General features: G+C 62.3%; 17 protein-coding genes. 12 read left to right on the top strand and 5 right to left on the bottom strand.

The window, feature by feature from the left end:
• Positions 1-83 precede the first annotated feature (83 nt).
• Together HBR93_RS04205 and HBR93_RS04200 are read right to left on the bottom strand one after the other, a co-directional pair.
• On the bottom strand, positions 84-2,045 hold the full coding sequence (locus HBR93_RS04205; protein WP_057437573.1) for a methyl-accepting chemotaxis protein: 1,962 nt from the start codon (positions 2,043-2,045) through the stop codon (positions 84-86).
• Positions 2,046-2,099: 54 nt separating this feature from the next.
• Positions 2,100-3,770, bottom strand: coding sequence for a PleD family two-component system response regulator (locus HBR93_RS04200; RefSeq protein WP_115127297.1), 1,671 nt, complete (start codon positions 3,768-3,770; stop codon positions 2,100-2,102).
• Between the two features lie 274 nt (positions 3,771-4,044).
• On the opposite strand from HBR93_RS04200, the gene HBR93_RS04195 reads away from it, so the two are divergent.
• The 4 genes from HBR93_RS04195 to speA all read left to right on the top strand — a co-directional run bounded on the left by HBR93_RS04195 (position 4,045) and on the right by speA (position 8,316).
• Positions 4,045-5,112 carry a DUF2333 family protein gene (locus HBR93_RS04195; RefSeq protein ID WP_057437575.1) on the top strand — a complete coding sequence of 356 codons (1,068 nt, stop codon included), beginning with the start codon at positions 4,045-4,047 and terminating at the stop codon, positions 5,110-5,112.
• A gap of 3 nt (positions 5,113-5,115) precedes the next feature.
• Complete coding sequence (locus HBR93_RS04190) at positions 5,116-5,652, top strand: NUDIX hydrolase (RefSeq protein ID WP_057437578.1); 537 nt, start codon at positions 5,116-5,118, stop codon at positions 5,650-5,652.
• Between the two features lie 182 nt (positions 5,653-5,834).
• A complete protein-coding gene (locus HBR93_RS04185; RefSeq protein ID WP_029297635.1) occupies positions 5,835-6,206 on the top strand; it encodes a translation initiation factor Sui1 in 372 nt (123 codons plus the stop codon).
• Positions 6,207-6,402: 196 nt separating this feature from the next.
• A complete protein-coding gene (speA, locus tag HBR93_RS04180; RefSeq protein ID WP_029297633.1) occupies positions 6,403-8,316 on the top strand; it encodes an arginine decarboxylase in 1,914 nt (637 codons plus the stop codon).
• A 4-nt stretch (positions 8,317-8,320) separates the two neighbouring features.
• Here the strand turns inward: speA and HBR93_RS04175 are convergent, their stop codons facing one another.
• A complete protein-coding gene (locus tag HBR93_RS04175; RefSeq protein ID WP_120731451.1) occupies positions 8,321-9,814 on the bottom strand; it encodes a M91 family zinc metallopeptidase in 1,494 nt (497 codons plus the stop codon).
• 117 nt (positions 9,815-9,931) lie between these two features.
• Entirely contained in the window at positions 9,932-11,275 is a 1,344-nt protein-coding gene (locus HBR93_RS04170) for an MATE family efflux transporter (protein ID WP_057958218.1), read from the bottom strand.
• Positions 11,276-11,491: 216 nt separating this feature from the next.
• Here HBR93_RS04170 and HBR93_RS04165 point away from each other — a divergent pair, with 216 nt between their 5' ends.
• The 3 genes from HBR93_RS04165 (at position 11,492) to HBR93_RS04155 (ending at position 18,319) form a co-directional block, all read left to right on the top strand.
• A complete protein-coding gene (locus tag HBR93_RS04165) occupies positions 11,492-12,340 on the top strand; it encodes an EamA family transporter (protein ID WP_057958219.1) in 849 nt (282 codons plus the stop codon).
• Positions 12,340-13,293: a LysR substrate-binding domain-containing protein gene (locus HBR93_RS04160; protein ID WP_169959864.1), complete on the top strand. Its 954-nt coding sequence runs from the start codon at positions 12,340-12,342 to the stop codon at positions 13,291-13,293. Before HBR93_RS04165 ends, HBR93_RS04160 begins: the two co-directional genes overlap by 1 nt.
• A 130-nt stretch (positions 13,294-13,423) precedes the next feature.
• Positions 13,424-18,319 (top strand): alpha-2-macroglobulin, encoded by a 4,896-nt coding sequence (locus HBR93_RS04155; protein WP_115127301.1) that lies wholly within the window; start codon positions 13,424-13,426, stop codon positions 18,317-18,319.
• Between the two features lie 128 nt (positions 18,320-18,447).
• Here the strand turns inward: HBR93_RS04155 and HBR93_RS04150 are convergent, their stop codons facing one another.
• A complete protein-coding gene (locus tag HBR93_RS04150; protein WP_057437585.1) occupies positions 18,448-18,741 on the bottom strand; it encodes a hypothetical protein in 294 nt (97 codons plus the stop codon).
• Between the two features lie 99 nt (positions 18,742-18,840).
• Between HBR93_RS04150 and pbpC the strand changes: the two genes are divergently transcribed.
• The 5 genes from pbpC (at position 18,841) to HBR93_RS04125 (ending at position 23,608) form a co-directional block, all read left to right on the top strand.
• Positions 18,841-21,171, top strand: coding sequence for a peptidoglycan glycosyltransferase PbpC (pbpC, locus tag HBR93_RS04145; protein ID WP_120731459.1), 2,331 nt, complete (start codon positions 18,841-18,843; stop codon positions 21,169-21,171).
• A gap of 156 nt (positions 21,172-21,327) precedes the next feature.
• The gene (locus HBR93_RS04140; protein WP_057437589.1) at positions 21,328-21,636 is read left to right on the top strand and encodes a MazG-like family protein; all 309 of its coding nucleotides are present in this window, start codon (positions 21,328-21,330) and stop codon (positions 21,634-21,636) included.
• Entirely contained in the window at positions 21,629-22,378 is a 750-nt protein-coding gene (locus HBR93_RS04135) for a methyltransferase (RefSeq protein WP_057437591.1), read from the top strand. Before HBR93_RS04140 ends, HBR93_RS04135 begins: the two co-directional genes overlap by 8 nt.
• 24 nt (positions 22,379-22,402) lie before the next feature.
• Positions 22,403-23,005: a DUF4136 domain-containing protein gene (locus tag HBR93_RS04130; protein WP_057437597.1), complete on the top strand. Its 603-nt coding sequence runs from the start codon at positions 22,403-22,405 to the stop codon at positions 23,003-23,005.
• Between the two features lie 45 nt (positions 23,006-23,050).
• Positions 23,051-23,608 carry a DUF4136 domain-containing protein gene (locus tag HBR93_RS04125; protein ID WP_057437600.1) on the top strand — a complete coding sequence of 186 codons (558 nt, stop codon included), beginning with the start codon at positions 23,051-23,053 and terminating at the stop codon, positions 23,606-23,608.
• Positions 23,609-23,978: the final 370 nt, after the last annotated feature.

Below are 23,978 nucleotides of genomic sequence, written 5' to 3'. Positions count from 1 at the left end.
CAACCTATCCATTACTGACCCACCGCATTCGCGAGCAAGCCCGCTCCCACATTTTTGATTCCCGTCTGATTTGGGAGATAGAGTCAGACGCGAAATGCCTGCACGGCCGTGTTGAGCTGCCCGCCGAGCACCAACAGATGCTCGCCCTGGCGGCGGCCTTGGCCAATGCGCAACAGGTTGTCCTCACCCAACTGGTGGATGCGCTCGCTGTTATCGCGGATCTCACTGACCGCGCCGCTCTGCTGGGCCGTTACATCGGCAATCCGGATGGCTGTGTCGGAAATGGTCTGGATCGCGCCGACGATTTCGTCCAGTGCGCCGTCGGCCGCTTCGGCTTGCTGGGCGGTGGCTTCGGCGTGTTCGACCTGGGCGCGCATGCCTTCCACCGATTGCCGTGCTGCGGTTTGCAGGCCGGCGATCAAGGTCTGGATCTCGGCGGTGGCGCCCGCCGTGCGCTGGGCCAGGGAGCGTACTTCGTCGGCGACCACGGCAAACCCACGCCCGGCCTCGCCGGCGCGGGCGGCTTCGATGGCGGCGTTGAGCGCCAGCAGGTTGGTCTGCTCGGCAATCGAGCGGATCACCGTGAGCACGTTGCCAATGGTCGCGGACTCTTCGGCGAGTTTCTCGATCATTTGCGCATTGCCCTGCACTTCGCCCACCAGCGCGTGCAGGCCGGTCAGGCTCAAGCCGATCACCCGTTGCCCATGCTCCACGGCCTCGCCGGCGCTGCGGCTGGCCCCGGCGGCCTGGCTGGCGTCACCCGCGACCTGCTGGATAGTGGCCTCCAACTCGCCCAATGAATCACGGATTTGCGCAGTGTCCCCGGCCTGGCGTTCGGCGCCGTCATGCAAGCCGCCGCTCAGTTCGGCCAGGGCGCGGCTGCTGCCGGCCACTTGCTCTGCATTTGCGCGAATAGTGCCCACCAGGTTCACCAGGTAAGTCCGCAGGCGATTGAGCGAGGCTTCAATATCATGCAGTTCACGGTTGGTTGCACCCAGGGCGATCTCCTGGCTGAAGTCGCCCTCGGCCCAGGTCGACAGGGCCGGCGCCAGGCTGGTCAGCACCCGCGCCAGGCGCCGTTGCAGGGTGTCGATGAGCAGGGCGATCAGCAGGATCAGGCCAATCATTACGCCTTGGATCACCCGCACTTCGCCCTGGATTCGAGCGTGCTGGGCGCGCACTTCGGGCTCCAGCGCAGCAATGGCGTGCTGCACGGTGTTGATTTTCAGGTGGGTGGCGGCGGCCAGTTCGGTACGTTTCTGGATTTGCTCGCGGGTCCGCGCCAGTTCGGAAGGGTAGCGCGTGAGCAGGCTGTTGAGCTCGCGCTTGAGGCCTACGCCGGTGTCTTCGGCGACCGTGGTTTCGCTGCTTTCCAGGCCCATCAACGCCGAAAAATCATCGCTGTTGGAGGCACTGCTGGCGGTCACGCCCAACAGTGGTAGCTGCTCAATCAAGTCCGCCTGGCTGCGGATGTTGGCCAGTTCACGCTCCACATCGGCCGCCAGCTCGCTGCGCCCACTGCTCACCAGTTTGTCCCGCGCCAGGGATAGCCGCCCCAGATGCTGCGCGGCGGCGAGCAACGGTGGTAGATAACGCGCCGCGTCCGGTGAGCTGACGCCGATGGCGTACTGGCTCAGTTGCTCCAGATTGGCCCCCAGCTCCCGCTCGGCTTGCAGCAGCAAGGCTTGTGGGTCGCCGGCCAGCTTGCCGGCGGCCAGCAGGTCGGTCTTGCTGAAACCCTCAAGGTCCAGCAAGCCGGGGCGCAATTTTTCGCTCAGCTCAGGCGGCAGTTCGTCCAGGTTCAGCGCCAGGCTTTCCAGGCTCTGGCCGGCAGCGCTCAGGCGCAAGGCATCGCCGCTGGCCAAATAGTCGTCGATATTGCGCGCGGTCTGGTTCTGGAAGGCTTGGGACAGGCCCAGGTAGCGCTCCATCAGCACATAAGGGCGTTCAAGCGCCCGTTGCGACCACCAGAGCGTAGCGCCCAGGGCCAGGCAAACGGCGACCAGCAGAAGGGTATTGAGATTTGTCAGCAGCTTCAGGCGCATGCGTGGTTTCAACCAACGGCGGAAGAATAAGTGCCTGAAGTTATTGCGTTTTCGTTACAGCGTTATGACGGACTGAGTGGAATCCGATGAAAAGGTGGCACTTTGCCTTGATGTGCCTGCGGCGTGTACGCGATTGCGCCCGGCGTCCTTGGCGCGGTACAGCGCTTCGTCGGCCTGGGCGGCCATCATCAGGCTGTCGGAGCCGTCGCACAGCTCGACCACTCCGGCGCTGAAGGTGCACCACAAGTCCTGGGGCTGGGCCGGGTAATGGATTTCGGCAAAGCGCCCACGGATTTCATCGAGCACTTTGCAAGCGGCGTCCAGGTCGGTGTCGGGCATCACAATGGCGAATTCTTCACCGCCGTAACGGCCGATGTAGTCGGTCTTGCGCAGGCGCTGCTTGAGAAACAGCGCCAGGCTCTTGATCACGCGGTCGCCCATGGGGTGGCCGTGGCTGTCGTTGACCCGCTTGAAGTGGTCAATGTCGAGCATGGCAAAGCTCAACGGCTTGTTCTCGCGGCGCGAGCGGAAGCTGCAGTCTTCCAGCAGTTGCAGGATATGGGTGTGGTTGTACAGGCCGGTCAGGCTGTCGCGCACCATCCGCGCCTTGAGGTGGCGGGCGCGGGCGGCGCGGTTGCGTACGGTGGTGATCAGGTGGCGCGGCTTGATCGGCTTGGTGAGGAAGTCGTCGCCGCCTTCGCTCATGGCGTCCAGCTGTTTATCCAGGTCATCTTCGGCCGACAGATAAATGATCGGCACGCTGACATAGCGGTCATTGTGGCGGATCACCTTGGCCAACTCGGTGCCGGTACAGGCTGGCATATACATGTCGAGGATGATCAGGTCGGGCTGGAAGTCCGCCAGCTCGGCCATGGCCTGGATCGGCTCGATCAGGGTGCGGGTGACGATCCCGGCGCTGTTGAGCAGGCGCTCGGTGTGCATCGCCTGGGCGCGGGAGTCGTCGATGATCAACACTTTATAGGGTTCGTACTGGGCGACGCAGGTCAGCACCTCGATTTTTTCCAGCAGGCTCGACGCCTCCAGGGTCCCGGTAAGGAACTCCTGGCCACCGGCGCGCACGGCGGCCAGGCGGGTGGGGGTGTCGGTTTCGTGCAGGCTGAAGAACAGCAGCGGCAGTTTCTGCTCCAGGCCTTCCTGGGCTTCGGCGGCCAACTTCAGGCCCAGGCCGGCGCCACAGAAGTCCACGTCCATCACAATCGCCGCCGGCAGGCGTTCGGCCATGGACGAACGGAAGGCGGCCACGCTGTCCAGAGACTGCGCACTCAAACCAAAGAATTCCAGCTGCTTGGCCAGGCGCTCGGCGCGGTCGTGATCGGCGAGCATCACGTAGATCGGCTTGCGCATTGGCGGCAGGAAGGTCTGATCCAACTGGTCGCCCTGACGCAGGCCGGTCCGCGACAGGCGCTGCATCAAACGGTTGAGGTCGGTGATCAGGTGACTGCTCAGGCGGCCGCGGTTTTCGTCCACGGCTTTAAGCGACTCGATGATGTGCCGGGCCAGTTGGCCATGCTCGGGTTGTTCGAAGCGTTCGGCAAAACGCAGCAGGCGCAGATTGGCCTCGCTGAGTTCATTCAATTCGGCGTTCGACCATTCGCTGCGCTGTAAACGCTGCCAGATCTCAAGAATTTGACGCGCCTGATGAATTACCCGCTGGGCAAAGTGGTGCTTGAGACGCTCACGACTGGGGTCTTCTGGCTCGGTCATATCCTGACTACTAGGTAAGGGTGCATGCTGAGGTCGACTGGTGGCTCTATGCTAGCACCTCTTTTCATTCGCACGAGTGTCATACGTCAATTAACTGCAGCGTCCTGTGGATTCATTTGCTGACCCTTGGGTCGCGTAGGCGCATCGGCGCCCATCCTTTATAGTTGAGTGCCAGCTTTACGCCACCTTGATTAAAAGCCCCGCACCGACGGGCACGATGGGGTAGGGTTGTGGTCGTAGCTATTGAACTCAAGTGACTGAAAGGATATCCGCCATGCTGGACTGGAAAAACCGTGCAGGCAGCGCCCCAGGCCCAAGCCCTGCGCCCAAGTCGGCCTCCCGCAGCTATTTTCGTAATCTGTTGATGAGCCGTGCCCTGATGACCCTGGTGGTGATTTACCTGTTGGTCACCGGTGGCCTGGGCTGGTATTGGAGCCAGGAGCCAGCGTTGTTCCCGGTCCAGCAAAACGCGCAAATTGCCGCCGAAAAAGACGGCAAGCAAATGGTCATCGGCTTTACCACTGTCGAAACCGTCAAGACCGTGGTGGGTACCCTGCTGAACAAGCCTGGTGGTTATATTTCCAATGACCGCTTCCCGCCTGGGTTGTGGATGGACAATATGCCCAGCTGGGAATATGGCGTGCTGGTGCAGGTGCGTGACCTGACCCGTGCCCTGCGCAAGGACTTCGCCCGCTCGCAATCGCAATCGGCAGAAGACGCCGACCTGGCCAAGGCCGAGCCGCGCTTTAACTTCGACAACAAGAGCTGGGTGCTGCCCTCCAGCGAATCGGAGTACCAGGAAGGCATCAACTCCCTGAACCGCTATCAGGCGCGCCTGTCCGACCCCAACCAGAAAGGCGCGTTGTTCTACGCGCGTGCCGACAACCTGAACAACTGGCTGGGCGATGTTGCTACCCGCCTCGGTTCGTTGTCGCAGCGCCTGTCGGCCAGTGTCGGCCGGGTCAAGCTCAATACCGCGCTGAAAACCGAAACGCTGGCGCCGGGCGAAGTGCCGCAGCTCGATGAAGAAGTGGTGGAAACCCCATGGATGCAGATCGACAACGTGTTCTACGAGGCCCGCGGCCAGGCCTGGGCCCTGTCCCACCTGTTGCGCGCCATCGAAGTCGACTTTGCCGACGTGCTGGCCAAGAAAAACGCCACCGTCAGCGTGCGCCAGATCATTCGTGAGCTGGAGGCGTCCCAGGAAACCCTGTGGAGCCCGATGATCCTCAATGGCAGCGGCTATGGCGTATTGGCCAACCACTCGCTGGTGATGGCCAACTACATCTCCCGTGCCAACGCGGCGGTGATCGACCTGCGTCAACTGCTGAACCAGGGTTGAGTCATGGTCGATAGCGCCAAGGAGGTCGCGCACCGCGCGGCCTCGGATGCCGAACACATCGCCTGGGTCGACGAGCAGGACAACCTGCTCGGCGCCCTGGTGCGTGCTGACCTGCGCGAGCGCGGGCTGATCGGGCGCGGCACCTACATCATGCTGTTTAACTCGAAGGGTGAACTGTGCGTGCACCGGCGCACCCTGAGCAAAGCCATCTATCCCGGTTATTGGGACGTGGCGGCGGGCGGCATGGTCGGGGCTGGCGAGACCTACGAGCAGTCGGCCGCCCGTGAGCTGGCAGAAGAATTGGGCGTCAGCGGTGTAGAGCTGACCGCCCACGACCACTTCTTTTTCGAGGACACGGGCAACCGGCTCTGGTGCTCGGCGTTTTCGGCGGTCTGGGATGGGCCGCTGCAGTTGCAGCCCGAAGAGGTGCTGGAAGCGCGTTTTATGTCCATTGAGGCAGTCCTGGCCGATATCGAGCAAAAGTCCTATTGCCCCGACTCCCTGGCCGCCTTAAAACGCTATCTGGCGGCGCGTCGCTAAAGTTGCATAAATTGGCGCCATTTGGCTCTTAGCAAGTAGGCTTTTTGCCGTTACACTGCGCGACTTTTCAAGCCGAACTGCCTTGGCGGTTCGGTAGCGCTGCCCCTGCCTGAGTGGGGCTTCGCGGTTGGTGGCCGGTTGACGGGCACTGATCAGTCTTCATCCTCCCAAGAGGATTGCCGGTGGCCAAAAAAGCCGCATCCTTCGCCGCCCTTGGTGGCCTGGTGTTTTCCACCGACGCAGGTCGGCATTGCCCGGACTGTCGCCAGCCCGTGGACGCCTGTACCTGCAAACAGACCCTGATTCCCGAAGGTGACGGTATTGCCCGCGTACGCCGCGAGAGCAAGGGCCGTGGCGGCAAGACGGTGACCACCATCACCGGCGTGCCTCTGGCGGCCGAGCCACTCAAGGAGTTGGCCACCGTGCTGAAAAAGCGCTGTGGCACCGGTGGCGCCCTGAAAGACGGAATCATCGAAATCCAGGGCGATCACGTCGAGTTGCTGTTGGCCGAGTTGATCAAGCTCGGTTACAAGGCGAAGAAATCCGGCGGCTAGCAGCCTCTGTGAAACCCGCACCGACGAGCGCGCTCGTCGTCTCCATGGTTTCACAGAGCCTGTTCCTGACCGGTGTCTAAACTCTGTCCTGCGAGCGGGGTCTACCTCTCTCACAGGCAAATCGTCATTTTCACTCTTTAGACTGCGCCAGCCTCTGACTTGGGTGGCGCTCTTCGACTTTATATAGGGGACTTCGATGTCCGTACGACGCACACGCAAAGACGATGGCAGCCAATGGACAGTTGCGGACAGCCGCAGTGTTTACGGGATTCGCCATTGGGGGGCCGGATATTTCGCGATCAATGATGCCGGTCGCGTTGAAGTCCGTCCGAACGGCCCGAACAGCTCGCCCATCGACTTGTACGAGCAAGTGGATGAGCTGCGCAAAAGCGGCCTGTCCCTGCCGTTGCTGGTGCGCTTCCCGGATATCCTGCAAGACCGCGTGCGCCAGCTGACCGGCGCCTTCGACGCGAACATCGAGCGCCTGGAATACCAGAGCAAATACACTGCGCTGTACCCGATCAAGGTCAACCAGCAGGAAGCGGTGATCGAGAACATCATCGCCACCCAGGACGTGTCCATCGGCCTGGAAGCCGGCTCCAAGCCTGAGCTTCTGGCGGTGCTGGCTCTGGCACCGAAAGGCGGCACCATCGTCTGCAACGGTTACAAGGACCGTGAGTTCATCCGCCTCGCGCTGATGGGCCAGAAGCTGGGCCACAACGTGTTTATCGTGATCGAGAAAGAGTCCGAAGTGGGCCTGGTGATCGAAGAAGCCGCCAACCTCAAGGTCAAGCCACAGGTCGGCCTGCGGGTGCGCCTGTCGTCCCTGGCGTCGAGCAAGTGGGCAGACACCGGTGGCGAGAAGTCCAAGTTCGGCCTGTCGGCGGCGCAGTTGCTGTCGGTGGTCGAGCGCTTCCGCGCCGCGGGCCTGGACCAGGGCATCCGCCTGTTGCACTTCCATATGGGCTCGCAGATCGCCAACCTGGCGGACTACCAGCACGGGTTCAAGGAAGCCATCCGCTACTACGGCGAACTGCGCAACCTTGGCCTGCCGGTGGACCACATCGACGTCGGCGGCGGCCTGGGCGTGGACTACGACGGTACCCACTCGCGCAACGCCAGTTCGATCAACTACGACATGGACGACTACGCCGGCGTGGTGGTGGGCATGCTCAAGGAGTTCTGCGACGCGCAGAACCTGCCGCATCCCAATATCTTCTCCGAGAGCGGCCGCTCCCTGACCGCTCACCACGCCATGCTGGTGGTGCAAGTCACCGACGTCGAGAAACACAACGACGACGTGCCGGTGATCGAGAACAAGGAAAGCCTGCCGGAAACCGTGCAATGGCTGGTTGACCTGCTGGGCCCGACCGACATTGAAATGGTCACCGAAACCTACTGGCGCGCCACCCACTACATGAGCGACGTGGCCGCCCAGTACGCCGACGGCAAACTGACCCTCGCGGAAAAAGCCCTGGCCGAACAGTGCTACTTCGCCGTGTGCCGCCGCCTGCACAACTCGCTCAAGGCCCGCCAGCGCTCGCACCGCCAGGTGCTGGACGAACTCAATGACAAGCTGGCCGACAAGTACATCTGCAACTTCTCGGTATTCCAGAGCCTGCCGGACACCTGGGCCATCGGCCAGGTACTGCCGATTCTGCCGCTGCATCGCCTCGACGAAGAGCCGCTGCGCCGTGCAGTACTGCAAGACCTGACCTGTGACTCCGACGGCAAGATCAAGCAATACGTCGACGAGCAGAGCATCGAGACCAGCTTGCCGGTGCACGGTTTGAACGAAGGCGAAGATTACCTGCTGGGCATCTTCCTGGTGGGCGCCTACCAGGAAATCCTCGGGGACATGCACAACCTGTTCGGTGACACCGACTCGGTGAACATCTACCAGCGCGACGACGGCACGGTCTACAGCGCCGGGATCGAGACCCACGACACCATCGAAGACATGCTGCGCTACGTGCACTTGTCGCCGGAGGAGTTGATGACCCACTACCGTGACAAGTGCGCCAGCGCGAAGATCACGGCGGCGGAGCGTACGCAGTTCCTGGATGCTTTGCGCCTGGGCCTGACCCGCTCCTCGTACCTGTCTTCCTGACTTATCAGATGCGCGGCGCCTCATCCACGTCATAACGGTCGCGCAGCGGAACGCCCATTTCCTCACGGAGGGCGTTTTCCGTGAAGGGATAAGGGTTGACGTTGGTCGCTGGAGTGTTGGGGTTATTGTCAAAGTCGAAAGGCGTGGCATCCGTGGGAATTCCAACCACTTGGTATTCCTCGTTGTTTACGGTTCTCGGCACTCCGCTTCTGAGGAGGGGGGCTCCATTAGCGTCCTTCAGGATTTGTTTGCCAGGTATGCCCGTCCCTGTGGCTCCATTGAACGCGTGAGCGAGTTCATGATGGAGCGTAATCTCCGGGGAGATGGAAAAGGTCTGGTCAAAGTCAGCGGGTTCGAAAACGATTTCGGGCTGGGTCGAAACTGAACCCGGTTTGTTGTCTTTTATATAACCAAACTCAGGGCGGAAAGGGTCTTTCCTGAGTTCAGCGTTTGAGGTGTACTCATTCCTGAATCCGTAGGCGCTAAAGCCTGGGGTGTGCGATTCGGTAAGGACGATAGGCCTATGCCCGTCTTCAACAAATTGATCCATGGCTTCGAGTGCTTTTTGACCCGCTGGTGAGGCTCTTAGTCGGTCTATAACATCTTCCGTCTGTTCTATGAATTGTTCTGTACCTTTTATTACCAGGCCTTTTCTACCGCTCTCGGAATATGTAACAGGGATGATTTTAGAGTTGCCTTGGTTGTTAATTGTGTCGGTAGACTTGGCATAGATCTTATCGTTTTTATCATAAGAGTTAATGGCGTCGGCGCCCTCGCCGCTATAAAAGGTAGTCCGGTAATAACCACTCAGTGTGTCATTGCCCCTTCCCCCGTTTAGTACAACCTTGCCAGGCCCAGCGTAAAGATGGTCATCTCCCCTGTCGCCGTTGAGGAATAACACTCTGTTGGCAGGACCAAAGCCTGCATACAGGTGATCGTTTCCTTTTCCTCCCGATATCGCAGCGTTGCCCGTGCCGGCAGTAATTGTGTCGTCGCCATCGCCGCCAGTTACCGCCATATCGCCGGTGCCCAAGCGTATGTGATCGTTTCCTTTTCCACCGATCACGGTCCCCACTCGCCCATTTGAAACAATATCGTCATCACCGTCGCCGCTGTTTATGTGCATTTCGATGTTGACGTACTTGTCGACGGTAATACGGTCATTGCCTCCAGCAGTGTTGATCCTCAGTGAGTGCGCGTTGTTGTTTGCTGTCAGTGGGAGTTTGTAGTCTTTGCCATTGATACGCGCGTTGAGCTGGTGGTTTGCGCCTACGGTAATACTGACGTTGTCAGCCCGGTCGGAGGTGGTAATCAGCACTCTGCTGACATCGGGCACACGCTTGCCTTGAGGGTCTGTTTTATAGGTTGAAATCTGCTGGATCTTGGTGTTTCCATCATCCGCTAAAACGCTGATATGTGGGGTGCCGACCGGTTCCGCCGGTGGAGTGACGCGTGGTGAAAGGGGGGCTGCGGTTGCTGGTGTCGGGAGTATATTCATTCACAGACCTACCTTGGATGAGAGGTGATGTTTGACCTCGAAGGTGTAAATGCTCTGTGGTCTGCTCCCCGAAAACAGCCAAGCTGTTTTGTAACAATCAACAGATAGCCCGCGTTCTCAGGGTTGGCCGAGCCAGCGGTCCTGTTTGTTCAGTCGCCACGCAATCGCCCACAACGTCAGACTGCGCACCGCCATAAACAGCAGGAACGTTATCCACAGCCCGTGGTTACCCAAACCCTGCAGCGCCCAGGCAAGCGGCAGCATAATTAGCACCGTCAGCAGCATGCCATTGCGCATCTCCCGCGCACGGGTCGCGCCGATAAACAAACCGTCCAATAAGTAACTCCACACCGCAATCAACGGCAGTACCGCAAGGTACGGCAGGTAGAGATCGGCGGTTGCGCGCACGCTGGGGATATCGGTCTGCATGGCGATAAACAGGTGCCCGCCGAAGGTAAACAGCAGGGCGAAGCCGAGACTGGCGATCAGCGACCAACCGCAAGCGACCACCAGTGAGCGGCGCAGGGCCTGACGGTCACGGGCGCCGATGGCGTGGCCGCACAGCGCTTCTACCGCGTGGGCCAAACCGTCCAGGGCATGGGCGGTCAGCAACAGCCCGTTGAGCAGCAGGGCATTGGCCGCGACGGTGGCATCGCCCAACCGTGCGCCTTGCACCGTGATCATGAAAAACACCGACTGCAGCGCCAGGCTGCGGATAAAGATGTCGCGGTTGACCGCCAGCAGCGCGCGCCAGCTTTGCCAGACCTTGAGCGCCGCCCAGGCGATATGCCCAGGGTAGGCGCGCAGGGCTTTTTGCGTGAGGGCCAGGCCGAGCAGGGCGCCGGTCCATTCGGCAATCACCGAGGCCCGCGCCGAGCCGACCACGCCCCAGTCCAGGCCCAGCACAAACCACAGGTTCAGGGCGATATTCACCAGGTTAGTGGTCAATAGAATCGCCAGCGGGGCCCGGGCGTTTTGCGTGCCCAGGAACCAGCCCACCAAGGCATAGGTAGCCAGGGCGGCGGGCAGGCCGAACAGGCGGGTGTGGAAGAACTCGCGGGTCAGTTGATTCAACTCGGCGGAGGGCTGCATCCACTCCAGCGCCAGGTGGCTCAGGGGAATGCCCACCGTGCCCAGCACCATCGCCAACCCCAGTGCCAGCAGCAGACCTTGCAGCAGGATTTGCCGCAGCGCCGCGCCATCATTGCGCCCGGCGGCCTGGGCGGCAAACCCGGTGGTGCCCATGCGCAGAAAGCCCATGGCCCAGGCCAGGAAGGTATACAGGCTGGCCCCTACGGCCACGGCGCCCAATTGGTGGGCGTGGGGCAGGTGGCCGATGACCATGCTGTCCACCAGCGCCACCAGCGGTACCGAAATATTCGACAGAATCATCGGCGCGGCCAGGGCCCAGACACGGCGGTGAGTGGGGCGATGACGCCAGTCGGTGAGTAAGGTGGACATGCGGGCTCCTTGGGGGAGCGGCATTGTAACGCTGCCTGGGCAGCATCGCAGACCCAATGTGGGAGCAGGCAAGCCAGCTCCCACAGCAGGTCCCAGCGTTGTGGGTGGCAATGTCGGCATGATGAAGGCTCATGGCTGCGCTGATGAGCTTTCGCTTCTGGCCAGCACGCGAGGCTGAGTTAAATACCCGCCTTCTCCTCAGAACAGCCAAACTCCATGGATAACTCCGATATCGCGATCACCCTGGTCCTGATCTCCGCCTTCATGCACGCCACCTGGAACGCTGTTGTCCGAGCCGGCAGCAGCCGCTTCATGACCCTGGCCATCGTCGATGGCACGGCGCTGGTGATCTGCCTGGCGGCGCTGCCGCTGGTCAATGTGCCGAGCCTGCAAGTCTGGGGTTATGTACTGCTCTCGGTGATATTGAATACGGTCTATCGCCTGTTTCTGATCAAGGCCTATGAGACGGGCGACTTCGGTCAGGTCTACCCGGTGATGCGTGGTGTGCCGCCGGTGCTGGTGGCGTTGTTTTCCTACTTTCTGCTGCATGAGCAACTGTCGTTCCAGGCGATGGCAGGGGTGTTGTTGATTTGCCTGGGGATCATCAGCCTGACATTTGTGCGCAGGATGACCGCGCACATGCTCAAACCAATCCTGATGGCGGTGGGCGCTGGAGTGTTTATTGCGTCCTACACAGTGGTGGACGCCAAGGGCGTGAGAGCCAGTGAAACGGTGCTGCAATACATTATTTACCTGACGGTGTTCCAGAGCATTCCTATCCCGCTGCTGGCGTTTTGCAAGGAGCGTGCGGCACTTGTCCAAACCATTGGCAGTCATTGGCGAGTGGGTGTCTTGGGGGGTGTTTTTTACCTGGCATCCTACGGCCTGGTGTTGTTCGCGCTGTCGCTGGACGCGGTGGCCAAGGTCTCAGCGCTGCGGGAAACCAGTGTTATTATCGGCGCCATTATTGCCGCGCTGTTCTTTCATGAACGGTTCGGCTGGCGACGGATGCTCTCGGCGTGCGTCATTGTTTGCGGGATCATCCTGATCAAAGTGAGCACTTGATGGCTCAGCGTCCTCCACCCACTGCGATGCTTCAGGCTTTTGTCAGCGCCGCGCAAACGGGCAGTTTCGCGCGTGCGGCATCTGAGCTTAACCTCACCGCCAGTGCCATCAGCCATCAAATTGCGGGCCTGGAAGAGTGGTGGGGCGTGCAGTTGTTTGAGCGGCACTCACGTGGCGTCAAGCTGACGTCGGCAGGGCACGCCTTGTTGCCGGTCACTGATGGGTTTTTCAAAGGGCTGGAGGCGGCGTTGCAGGTTCTCAATCCGCGCGAAGCCCAACCGTTGTACCTCTCGTGCACCTCTTCACTCTGTTCGACCTGGCTGATTCCCAGAGTGCATGGCTCGCATACTGACGCCTCGTTCAATCTCGACCTGGTGCTGACCAGCGCAGATATGAGCCCTGCCAGCCTGGGTGCTCATCAATTTGATGTCGCAGTAGTCATAGGGGGCGGGGACTATCCGGAGCATCATGTCGAGTTGCTGATGCGCGATGCGGTGTTTCCCGTATGTTCGCCGGCGTTTTATCGCGAGCATGGCGATATTGCGCCGAAGGATATCGCCCGGTACCCATTGATTCACCGGGCGGATGATCAGATCTGTCCGGGGTGGGAGAGTTGGTTTGCGTTCCAGGGGGTGGCGGCCCCCCCGTATCACCCTGGGCCTCGGTTTCCGGATTCGAGCCTGGCTATAAGCCTTGCGCTCAAGGGGGCTGGGATCGCACTGGGCAGGACGGCGTTGGTATATGACCAGTTGGAAGAGGGGGGATTGGTTGCCTTGAGCAGCCCGGTGATGATGTCGCCGGCGGCGTACTACATTATTTGCCGCAAGGGTCGACAGTCCGAGCCGGCCATCGCCCGGTTGATTGAGTGGCTCAAGCTCAGCGCGGGTGAGTTTCTGCGGGAGGTTGGGGCGAGGCATCCGCAAATAGCGGGCGCTGGAGCATTTCAGAGGTAGGGTTTGACCTGACTTGGTCTGTACACAGAACCAAATCGCCCTCCGTCGGTCAATGTGATCGCCACCATAACCCGCTTCACTGGCGCTGATATATAGTTCACCCCTCAGACACCCTCACAACGAGTGCCCCATGCTTAACAAAGGATTGTTCCTGGCCTGCGCGCTGGCCCTGCTGAGCGCCTGCGATTCTTCCGACAAACCAGCAGCGCCAGCGGCCCCTGCGGCAGCGGTGACGGCGCCGGCCAAGGCCGCGGTAGACGTGGCGACGCTCAAGCAGCGTTATGCCGGCCGTGAGTTAAGCGTGGTGGACGTGTCTGAGGTGCAACTGGATGGCGCCAGCACCTTGTCGGTGAGTTTTTCGATTCCGCTGGACCCGGACCAGAAGTTCGCCGACAAGCTGCACCTGGTGGACAGCAAATCCGGCAAGGTCGACGGTGCCTGGGAGCTTTCCGACAACCTGATGGAACTGCGCCTGCGTCACCTGGAGCCCCAGCGCAAACTGGTGCTGACCGTGGACGCCGGCCTGCGTGGGGTGAATGACGCCAAGCTCGCCGCCGAGTACGTCAGCCGCCTGGAAACCCGCGACCTGCAAGCCACCGTCGGCTTCGCCAGCCGTGGCACCCTGTTGCCCACCCGTCTGGCCGAAGGTTTGCCGGTGATCGCGCTGAATGTCGACAAGATCGACGTCGAATTCTTCCGCATCAAGCCCGAATCGCTACCGGCGTTTCTCGCCCAGTGGGGCCGCAATACCAGCCTGCAAAGCTATGAGTCCCGTGAACTGCTGCCCATGGCCGACCTGGTGTACGGCGGCCGTTTCGACCTGAATCCTGCGCGCAACACCCGTGAAACCCTGCTGCTGCCCATCGCCGGCCTCAAGCAACTGCAACAGCCGGGCGTGTACCTGGCGGTGATGCGCGCCTCGGGCACTTACAACTATTCGCAACCGGCCACGCTGTTCACCCTCAGTGATATCGGCCTGTCGGTGCACCGTTACGCCAACCGCCTGGATGTGTTTACCCAGGCGCTGGAAGGCGGCAAGGCACTCGATGGCGTCGAGCTGGAAATCCTCGATGCCGAAGGCCGCGTGTTGGGCCAGGGCAAGACCGAGAAGGGCGGCCACGCCGAACTGCCATTGCCGAAAAAGGCCCAGGTACTGCTGGCCAAGCAGGGCGAGCAAACCAGCCTGTTGCGCCTCGACAGCGCAGCGCTGGACCTGGCCGAGTTCGATATCGGCGGCCAGCCCGCGCACCCGCTGCAATTCTTTGTGTTCGGCCCGCGTGATCTGTACCGCCCTGGCGAAACCGTGCTGCTCAACGCCCTGCTGCGCGACAAGGACGGCAATGCCGTCAAGCCGCAGCCCGTGAGTGTCGAAGTGCGCCGCCCGGATGAGCAGGTCAGCCGCAAATTCGTATGGGACGCCGATGCCTCTGGCCTCTATCAGTACCAGTTGCAGTTGGCCGGCGAAGCGCCGACCGGGCGCTGGCAGCTGGTGTTCGACCTGGGTGACGGTAAGCCGCAGCTGTATGAATTCCTCGTCGAGGACTTCCTGCCCGAGCGCCTGGCCCTGGAACTCAAGGGCAGCGACACGCCGTTGAGCCCGGCGGACAACGCCGTTATCCAGGTCAACGGCCGCTACCTCTACGGCGCCCCGGCGGCGGGCAATCGCCTGAGCGGGCAAGTGTATGTGCGCCCTCTGCGCGAGGCGGTCAAAGCCCTGCCGGGCTACGAGTTTGGCTCGGTAACGGAAGAAGAGCTGAGCCAGGATTTTGAACTGGACGAAAGCGTGCTCGATGCCCAGGGCCAGGAAAAGCTGACCCTGGAAAGCAAATGGAGCGAGGCCAAGTCGCCGCTGCAACTGATCGTGCAGGCCAGCCTGCAAGAATCCGGCGGGCGCCCGATCACCCGCCGCCTGGTACAGCCGGTATGGCCGGCCGAGCAACTGCCCGGCCTGCGCGGCTTGTTCGATGGCAAGGAGACCGATGGCGATGGCCCGGCGGAATTCGAAGTACTGCTGGCCAACCAGCAAGGTGACAAGCTGGCGGCGGACAACCTCAAGGTCCGCCTGATCCGCGAGCGCCGCGACTACTACTGGAACTACTCGGACAACGACGGCTGGAGCTATCACTACAACGAGAAATTCCTCAACCTCGATGAGCAGACCGTCAACATCAAGGCCGGCGATACGGCCAAGGTCAGCTTCCAGGTGGAGTGGGGCCCTTACCGCGTCGAAGTCGAAGACCCACAGACCGGGTTGATCAGCAGCAAGCGCTTCTGGGCTGGCTACCAGGCTCAGGACAACACCGAAGGCGGCGCCGTGCGCCCGGACCAGGTCAAGCTGGCGCTGGACAAACCGGCATATGGCGATGGCGATACGGCCAACGTCACCGTCACCCCGCCGGCAGCCGGCAAGGGCTACCTGTTGGTCGAATCCAGTGAAGGCCCGTTGTGGTGGCAGGAAATCGAGGTGCCGGCCGAAGGCAAGAGCTTTGCAGTGAAGCTCGATCCGAAATGGTCGCGTCATGATCTGTATGTCAGCGCGTTGGTGATCCGTCCCGGCGAGCGCAAAGCCAACATCACCCCCAAACGCGCCGTGGGCTTGCTGCACCTGCCGTTGGATCGTACCCAGCGCAAACTGGGCCTGACCCTGACTGCACCGGAAAAAATGCGCCCCAAGCAGCCACTGACGGTCAAGGTCGCGGCAAAAAATGCCGATGGCAGCGTGCCGAAACAGGTGCATGTGCTGGTGGCGGCGGTGGACGTGGGCATCCTCAATATCACCGAGTACCCGACCCCGGATCCGTACTCCAGCCTGTTCGGCCGCAAGGCGTATGGCGTGGATCAGTTCGATATCTATGGGCAGTTGATCGAAGCCGGCCAGGGCCGCCTGGCCAGCCTGGCCTTTGGTGGTGACGCGGCGCTGGCCAAGGGCGGCAAGCGCCCGGACACCAGCGTCACCATCGTCGCCCTGCAAAGCGCGCCGGTGACCCTGAACGAGAAAGGCGAGGGCGAAGTCAGCGTCAATATCCCCGACTTCAACGGCGAGCTGCGCCTGATGGCCCAGGCCTGGAGCGATGACCGCTACGGCATGGCCGAAGCCAAGACCGTGATCGCCGCGCCCTTGATTGCCGAACTGTCGGCCCCACGCTTCCTCGCTGGCGGCGACCAGACGCGTCTGGCGCTGGACCTGTCCAACCTGTCGGGCAAGGCACAGAAGCTCGATGTGCAACTGACCGCCGAAGGTCAACTGACCCTGCTGGGCGAGCCATCGCAAAGCGTGCAACTGACCCAGGGCCAGCGCACCACCTTGCAGATTCCAGTGCGTGCGCTGGGCGGTTTTGGCCAGGGCAAGATCAAGGTTACGGTCAACGGCCTGGACCTGCCGGGCGAGAACCTGCCGGCGTTTACCCGCGAATGGACATTGGGTGTGCGCCCGGCTTATCCGGCGCTGCTCAAGCAATACCGCGCAGTGCTCAAGGACGAAGCCTGGAGCCTGCCGGACAGCGAACTGGCCCTGTTTGAACCGGCCGGGCGTGAGGCGCTGTTGAGCCTGTCGAGCCGCCCGCCGTTGAACCTGGGCGAGCAGATTCGTGCGCTCAAGGCCTACCCGTATGGCTGCCTGGAGCAAACCGCCAGCGGCCTGTACCCGTCGCTGTACGCCGACGCCGCCGTGCTGACACGCCTGGGGTTGACCGGCGAGCCGGATGCCGAGCGCAAACGCAAGATCGAACTGGGCATCGAGCGCCTGCTGGGCATGCAGCGCTACAACGGCAGCTTTGGTTTGTGGGGCGCCGATGGCGAGGAAGAATACTGGCTGACGGCGTACGTCACCGACTTCCTGCTGCGCGCCCGCGACCAGGGTTTTGCCGTACCGCCTGAAGCGCTGAAAAAGGCCAGCGAACGCCTGCTGCGCTATGTGCAGGAACGCAATCTGATTGAAGTCGACTACAGCGACAACGCCGACCACACGCGCTTCGCCGTGCAGGCCTACGCCGGGCTGGTGCTGGCGCGCAGTCAGCAGGCGCCGCTGGGCGCATTGCGCAGCTTGTTCGAACGCCGCAGCGATGCGCGTTCCGGCCTGCCCCTGGTGCAGTTGGCGATTGCCTTGCAGAAAATGGGCGACCAGCCGCGCGCCGACCAGGCATTGCTTGCCGGTTTGGCGGTCAAGCGCAAAGCCAATGAATGGCTGGCCGACTACGGCAGCCCACTGCGTGATCAGGCGATGATCCTGGCCTTGCTGGAAGAAAACGACCTGGCCAAGGGCAAGCGTGAAGAGCGCCTGTTCGAGCTGTCGGACCAGATGGCGGCCAGCCCATGGCTGTCGACCCAGGAGCGCAACTCGCTGTTCCTCGCCGGCCGTGGCCTGCTGGGCAAACCGGAAACCAATTGGACGGCGCAGTTGAGCAGCGGCGGCGAAACCCGCGAGCTGAACAACGGCCAGTCCGGCCTGAAGTTGGAAGGCCCGTTGCTGGCTTCACCGCTGACCCTGCGCAACCCGGGCAGCGAGCCGATTTACCAGCAACTGAGCATCTCCGGTTATCCACAGCACGCGCCGGTAGCGGGTGGCGAAAACCTGAGTATTCGTCGTGAGTACCTGGGGATGAACGGCCAGCCGCTGAACCTGCAAAACCTGCGCAGCGGCGACCTGGTGCTGGTGCACATTGCGGTCAGCGCCAACAAGCAACGGGTGCCGGATGCACTGGTGGTCGACCTGCTACCAGCTGGCCTGGAGCTGGAGAACCAGAACCTGGGCCAAAGCGCCGCCAGCCTGGAAAACGCCAGCAGTCAGGTCAAGGAATGGCGCGAGTCGATGCAGAATGCGTCGATCAAGCATCAGGAATACCGCGATGATCGCTATGTGGCCGCGCTGAACCTGGACGGCTACGGCACCACGCACCTGCTGTACCTGGCCCGCGCTGTCACGCCTGGGACTTATCGCGTACCGCCGCCGCAAGTGGAGTCGATGTACCGGCCGAACTGGCAGGCAGTGGGGGATACCCCAGTGGATATGGTGATCAAGGGGCGTTAAGCGCCTTCTGTAGGAACTGGTGCTGCCTTTAATGTGGGAGCTTGCCCGCGATAGCGGTTTTTCAGCCGATGTATTCGGCGACTGACACACCGCTATCGCGAGCAAGATCGCTCCCACAGGGTCTGTATTTAATGCACAACCCAACTGAGCAGCCACAACCCCAGCATCAACCAGATAATCCCCATGATGATCGAGGCCCGCATAAACGCCCGGACTGCCGAGTACAGCAGCATCAGGCCAATGATCAGGGTGATGATGCTGATGATCGAGGTGTCCATGCCCAGGGTGCGCGACAGGCCGTCGATAAAGTTGCCGCCGGCATTGGTCAGGGCGCCGAACAAGCCGCTGAGCCCATCGACGATAAAGCGGATGACCGAACCGAGCGCCTGGCCCAGCCATTCGAAAAAGCTTTCTACCTGCATATGAGTTTCCTGATGAAAGGGTGGGCGTATCTGCCGGACCTGAGCCTTTGGTCGCCAATCCCTTGGGCGAGTTCCCTAGAAGCATAGAGGTTTGCCCGTTTGAATTTGCGAATAGTTGCACGCGCTACCCTGGGTAGCCTGCTGGTGGTGATAGCTCTGCTGTGGCTGGCCGACCGCCTCTGGCCCCTGCCGTTGCCCAAGGACGATCTGGCCCGTGTGGTACTGGCGGAGGACGGCACGCCGTTGTGGCGCTTTGCCGATGCCAACGGCGTATGGCGTTACCCGGTGGCGACCGATGAAGTCTCGCCGTATTACCTCGATGCGCTGCTGACCTACGAAGACCGTTGGTTCTACCAGCACCCCGGCGTCAACCCGCTGGCCCTGGTGCGGGCGACCTGGCAGAACCTGACCGGCGCGCGGGTAGTGTCTGGCGGCAGCACCTTGTCGATGCAGGTGGCGCGCCTGCTCGATCCCCATTCGCGCACCCTGCCGGGCAAGTTGCGCCAGCTGTGGCGCACCGCGCAGCTGGAGTGGCACCTGTCCAAAGACCAGATCCTCAACCTGTACCTCAATCGCGCGCCCTTTGGCGGCACCTTGCAGGGCGTGGCGGCAGCCAGTTGGGCGTATCTGGGCAAGTCGCCGCAACAGCTGACCCACGCCGAAGCAGCGTTGCTCGCGGTACTGCCCCAGGCACCGAGCCGTCTGCGCCCGGACCGTCACCCGCAGCGCGCCCAGGAGGCCCGGGACAAAGTGCTGCGGCGCCTGGCCGAGTTCCAGGTGTGGCCGCAATCGGCGGTCGACGAAGCCCTGGAAGAACCCCTGTTGCTGGCGCCGCGCCTGGAGCCCAGCCTGGCGCCGCTGCTGGCGCGCCGCCTGAACCGTCCCGACAGCCCGCCGCTGATTCGCACCACTCTCGACGCGACCCTGCAACGCCGTCTCGAAGACCTGCTGCTGGGTTGGCGCGCGCGGCTGCCGGAGCACACCTCGGCCGCGATCCTGGTGGTCGAAGAAGAAAGCATGGCCGTGCGCGCCTACCTGGGCTCGGTGGATATCAACGATGCGCGGCGCTTTGGCCATGTGGATATGATCAGCGCCCTGCGCTCGCCGGGCTCGACCCTCAAACCCTTCCTGTATGGCATGGCTTTGGACGCGGGGCTGATTCACTCCGAATCGCTGTTGCAGGATGTGCCTCGGCGCTATGGCGATTACCGGCCGGGCAACTTCTCCATGGGCTTTACCGGCGCGGTGCCGGCCAGTACGGCGCTGTCCAGCTCGCTGAACCTGCCGGCGGTGCAACTATTGGAAGCCTATGGGCCCAAGCGCTTTGCCGGCGAAATGCGCATCGGCGGCATGCCCCTGGCGCTGCCGGCGCTGGCCGAGCCGAACCTGGCGTTGATCCTGGGCGGCGCCGGCAGCCGCCTGGAAGACCTGGTCGGTGGCTACAGCGCGTTGGCCCGTGACGGCAAGAGCGCGGCCATCCGTTTGCAGCCCGATGATGTGCTCAAGGAGCGGCCGTTGTTATCGCCGGGTTCGGCGTGGATTGTGCGGCGCATCCTCAGTGGCCAGGCGCGGCCGGACCGTGATCCCCGGGCCGAGTTGGTGCAGCGCCCGGTGTTGGCCTGGAAGACGGGCACCAGCTACGGCTTTCGCGATGCCTGGGCCATTGGCGTCGGGCCGCGCTATTTGATTGGTGTGTGGATCGGCCGCCCGGACGGCACCCCGGTGCCCGGCCAGTTTGGCCTGGCGTCGGCGGCGCCGTTGATGCTGCAAGTGCACGATGTGTTGACCAACCGTGACAGCCAGCGCGGCATTACCGCACCCGTTAAACCCGTGCCGATGAATGTCGGCGTGGCGGCGATCTGTTGGCCCCTGGGCCAGCCCATGAGCCGCAGCGACGCCAATTGCCGGCGCCAGCGGTTTGCCTGGACGCTGGACAACACCACGCCGCCGACCTTGCAGGCCCTTGACCAACCTTTGGGTGTCGGCTTGATGGAAACCGTGTGGGTCAATGCCAAGGGCCTGCGCGTGGCGGCCAGTTGCCCAGGCGCGGTATCGCGGGACATTGCCCTGTGGCCGGCACCGCTGGAACCGTGGTTGCCGAGGATCGAGCGGCGTGACGCACGCATCCCCGCGCCAGACCCGGATTGCCCGCCACCAGCGCTGGCGGCGTCGTCGCCGTTGTCGGTGGTGGGTGTGCGTGAGGGCGATCAACTGCGCTTGCCGGCGGGCAGCCAGCAGCAACTGCGCCTGAAGCTCTCGGCCCTGGGCGGCAGTGGGCGGCGCTGGTGGTTCCTCAATGGTGCGCCGCTGGGCGACAGTGCCAATCAGGACAGCATCAATGCCAGCCTGGAGCAGTTGGGACGCTATCAACTGAGTGTGCTCGATGAGGCGGGGCAGACGGCCAGGGTTGAGTTCAGCGTGGTTGATTAGATCGCCATCGCAGGCAAGCCGGCTCCCACAGTTTGATTTGTTAACACCGTCCAATGTGGGCGCTGGCTTGCCTGCGATAGTGCCCTGACAAGCAGCGCAAATTTATTTGCCATCCCCGCCTTTGAGCCTGAAGCTATACCCCTTCAGGAGCGCCCCATGAATCTCGAACACCTTACCGAACGCATGCATCGCATCCGCGATAACAACGACTGGAAACAATTCCACAGCCCGAAAAACCTGGCCATGGCCGCCAGCGTAGAGATGGCCGAGCTGGTGGAAATTTTCCAGTGGCTGAGCGAAGACCAGTCGCGCCAGTTGCCCGCCGACAAACTCGCCCATGCCGGCCAGGAAGTGGGGGACATCGTGCTCTATCTGCTGCTGCTCTGCGGTGAGCTGGGCCTGGATATGGATCAGGTGGTCAGCGCCAAGCTGGCCGACAACGAGCGGCGGTTTACCCATGAGTGATCGCCATTTCGACCAGTTGGCCACGCGTTTTGCCGAGAAGATCTACGGCGGTGCCAAGGGCGCGATTCGCCTGGCGGTGTTGCAGGCCGACTTGACCGAGGCCCTGCCGGAGCGGCCGTTGCGCGTGCTGGATATCGGCGCCGGCCTGGGCCATATGTCGTTGTGGCTGGCCGAGCGCGGGCATCATGTGACCTTGGCCGAGCCCGCCGAGCCGATGCTCGAAGGCGCCCGCCAGCGGTTCGCCGCAGCGGGGCAGAGTGCAACGTTCATCCAGGCGCCCTGGCAGGACCTGTTGGGTCAGCTCACCGAGCCCTACGACCTGGTGCTGTGCCACGCCGTGCTGGAATGGCTGGCCGAACCCCATGCGATCCTGCCGGTGCTGCACCAGTTGACGGCGCCGGGTGGCTGGTTGTCCCTGGCGTTCTATAACCGTGATGCGCTGATTTACCGCAACTTGCTCAAGGGCCACTTTCGCAAGATGCGCAAAAATGACATGGCCGGCGAAAAACAGAGCCTGACCCCGCAACAGCCCCTGGACCCACGGGAACTGGCGGCGCAACTTGAAGGCCTGTGGCAGGTCGAAAGCCAGAGCGGGGTGCGGGTCTTCCACGACTATATGCCGGTGGAATTCCAGGCCCGCGCCGATTTGCAGGACTTGTTGGAGATGGAACTCGCTCACCGTCGTCACCCAAGCTTTGCCGGACTTGGGCGTTATTTGCACTGGATCTGCCGTCCGGTTTAAGCGGCCCAGTCTGCGGAGATCGAAATGAAGCGCTGTGCATTGATCCTGCTGTGCCTGGGGCTGGGGGCCTGCTCCAGCAACAACCCGTATGTGGCGGCCTCCAAGCCCATGCCGCCGGCGCCTGCCCAGGCGGCCAACACCTTTGATGCCAGCGCCTACCCGGCGCCGGTGCGTGACTACGGTGCCTATCGCAATTGGGCCTGGCGCAACGGCCAGTTGCCGGCCGGCTCGGCCTGGGCAGATCCTGCGCAGATCGCCGAAGCCGTCAGCGGTGCCCTTGACCAGCGTGGCCTGCGGCCGGTGCATGACCAGCGCGCGCCGGACTTGCTGGTCAGCGCCGATGTGCATCTGGAAAAACGCCTGCGCCAGGTGCAGGACGATTATGGCTACGGCTACGGTGGCTACAACCGCTATGGCAACGGCTACGGCATGTACAACTCGGTGCCGATCGTGCGCACCTATGAAGTGCAAGTCGTGGTGGTGCGCGTCAACCTGTTCGACGCCCGCACGGGCCAGGCGGTATGGAGCGCCAGCGCCGAAACGGGCAGCCAGGGCAGCCTGAGTGAACGCGGCGATGCCTTGCGCCAGGCTGTGCAGAAGGCCATGACGGCGTATCCTCCCAGTTAACAGCTATTCTCATTTCAGGCTCGGTTTGCCCTTTGGAGAACTACCATGTTGCGTCGTATCGCTTTGCTCGCTTTTGCCGTGCTGCTGGGTGGTTGCCAGACTCATCAGGTCAATCACGATTTTGACGCCAGCCGCGACTTTGCCGCCTACCGCAGTTGGGCCTGGAAAGACCCGGCGTTGCAGTACCGCCCTGACGATCCGCGGATCAAGAGCGACCTGACCGAGCAGCGCATCCGCCAGGCGGTGGCCGATCAGCTCGACCAGCGCGGCTTGCGCCCGGCAGCTCCCGGGGCCAAGGCAGACCTGAACGTGCAGGCCTACCTGATCGTCGAAGACCGCCAGCAGCAAGTCACCACCAACTACGGCGGCGCCTGGGGCGGCCCGTGGAATGGCTACTGGGGCGCACCGATGTACAACGAAACCCGCAACGTCACCTACAAGGTCGCGACCCTCCAGATCGACTTGCTCGACGGCAAGGACGGCAAGCTGGTGTGGCGCGGCAGCGACGAACAGATGATGAGCAACTCGCCCAGCCCCCAGGACCGCAGTGCGGCGATCCGGGCGACAGTGACCAAGGTGCTGTCCAACTATCCGCCACGCTAAGTTGTACTCGGTCCGTGTAGGGCCGCTGCATCACTGCGATGCGGGCGCTGCGGTTTAACAGGTACACCGAGGCGATCCCTTCGCAGCCTCGCCGGGGCTCGACAGCTCCCACATTCGATCTGTGTTTCCAAGATAGATTTGCAGGTGCCGCGGCTCCCCTGTGGGAGCTGTCGAGCCCCGGCGAGGCTGCGATGGGATCGCCTCCTTACACCCGATCCACTGAGGTGCCCGCATCGCAACAATACGGCGGCCCGACAAGCCAGCATCAGGCGCTGTTTATTTCCGTCAGTCGCCAAAGTGGCGACTTGCCAGCGCACCTGCCAAGCCTTGTCTACACTGCTGTTGACTACAGGAGAGTAAGCGCTCGGCA

The organism is Pseudomonas sp. WS 5411, assembly GCF_012985595.1.
Classification (GTDB): Bacteria; Pseudomonadota; Gammaproteobacteria; order Pseudomonadales; family Pseudomonadaceae; genus Aquipseudomonas; species Aquipseudomonas shahriarae.
The sequence above is the reverse complement of the archived record's forward strand: the minus strand, read 5'-3'. Positions and strand labels throughout refer to the sequence as shown.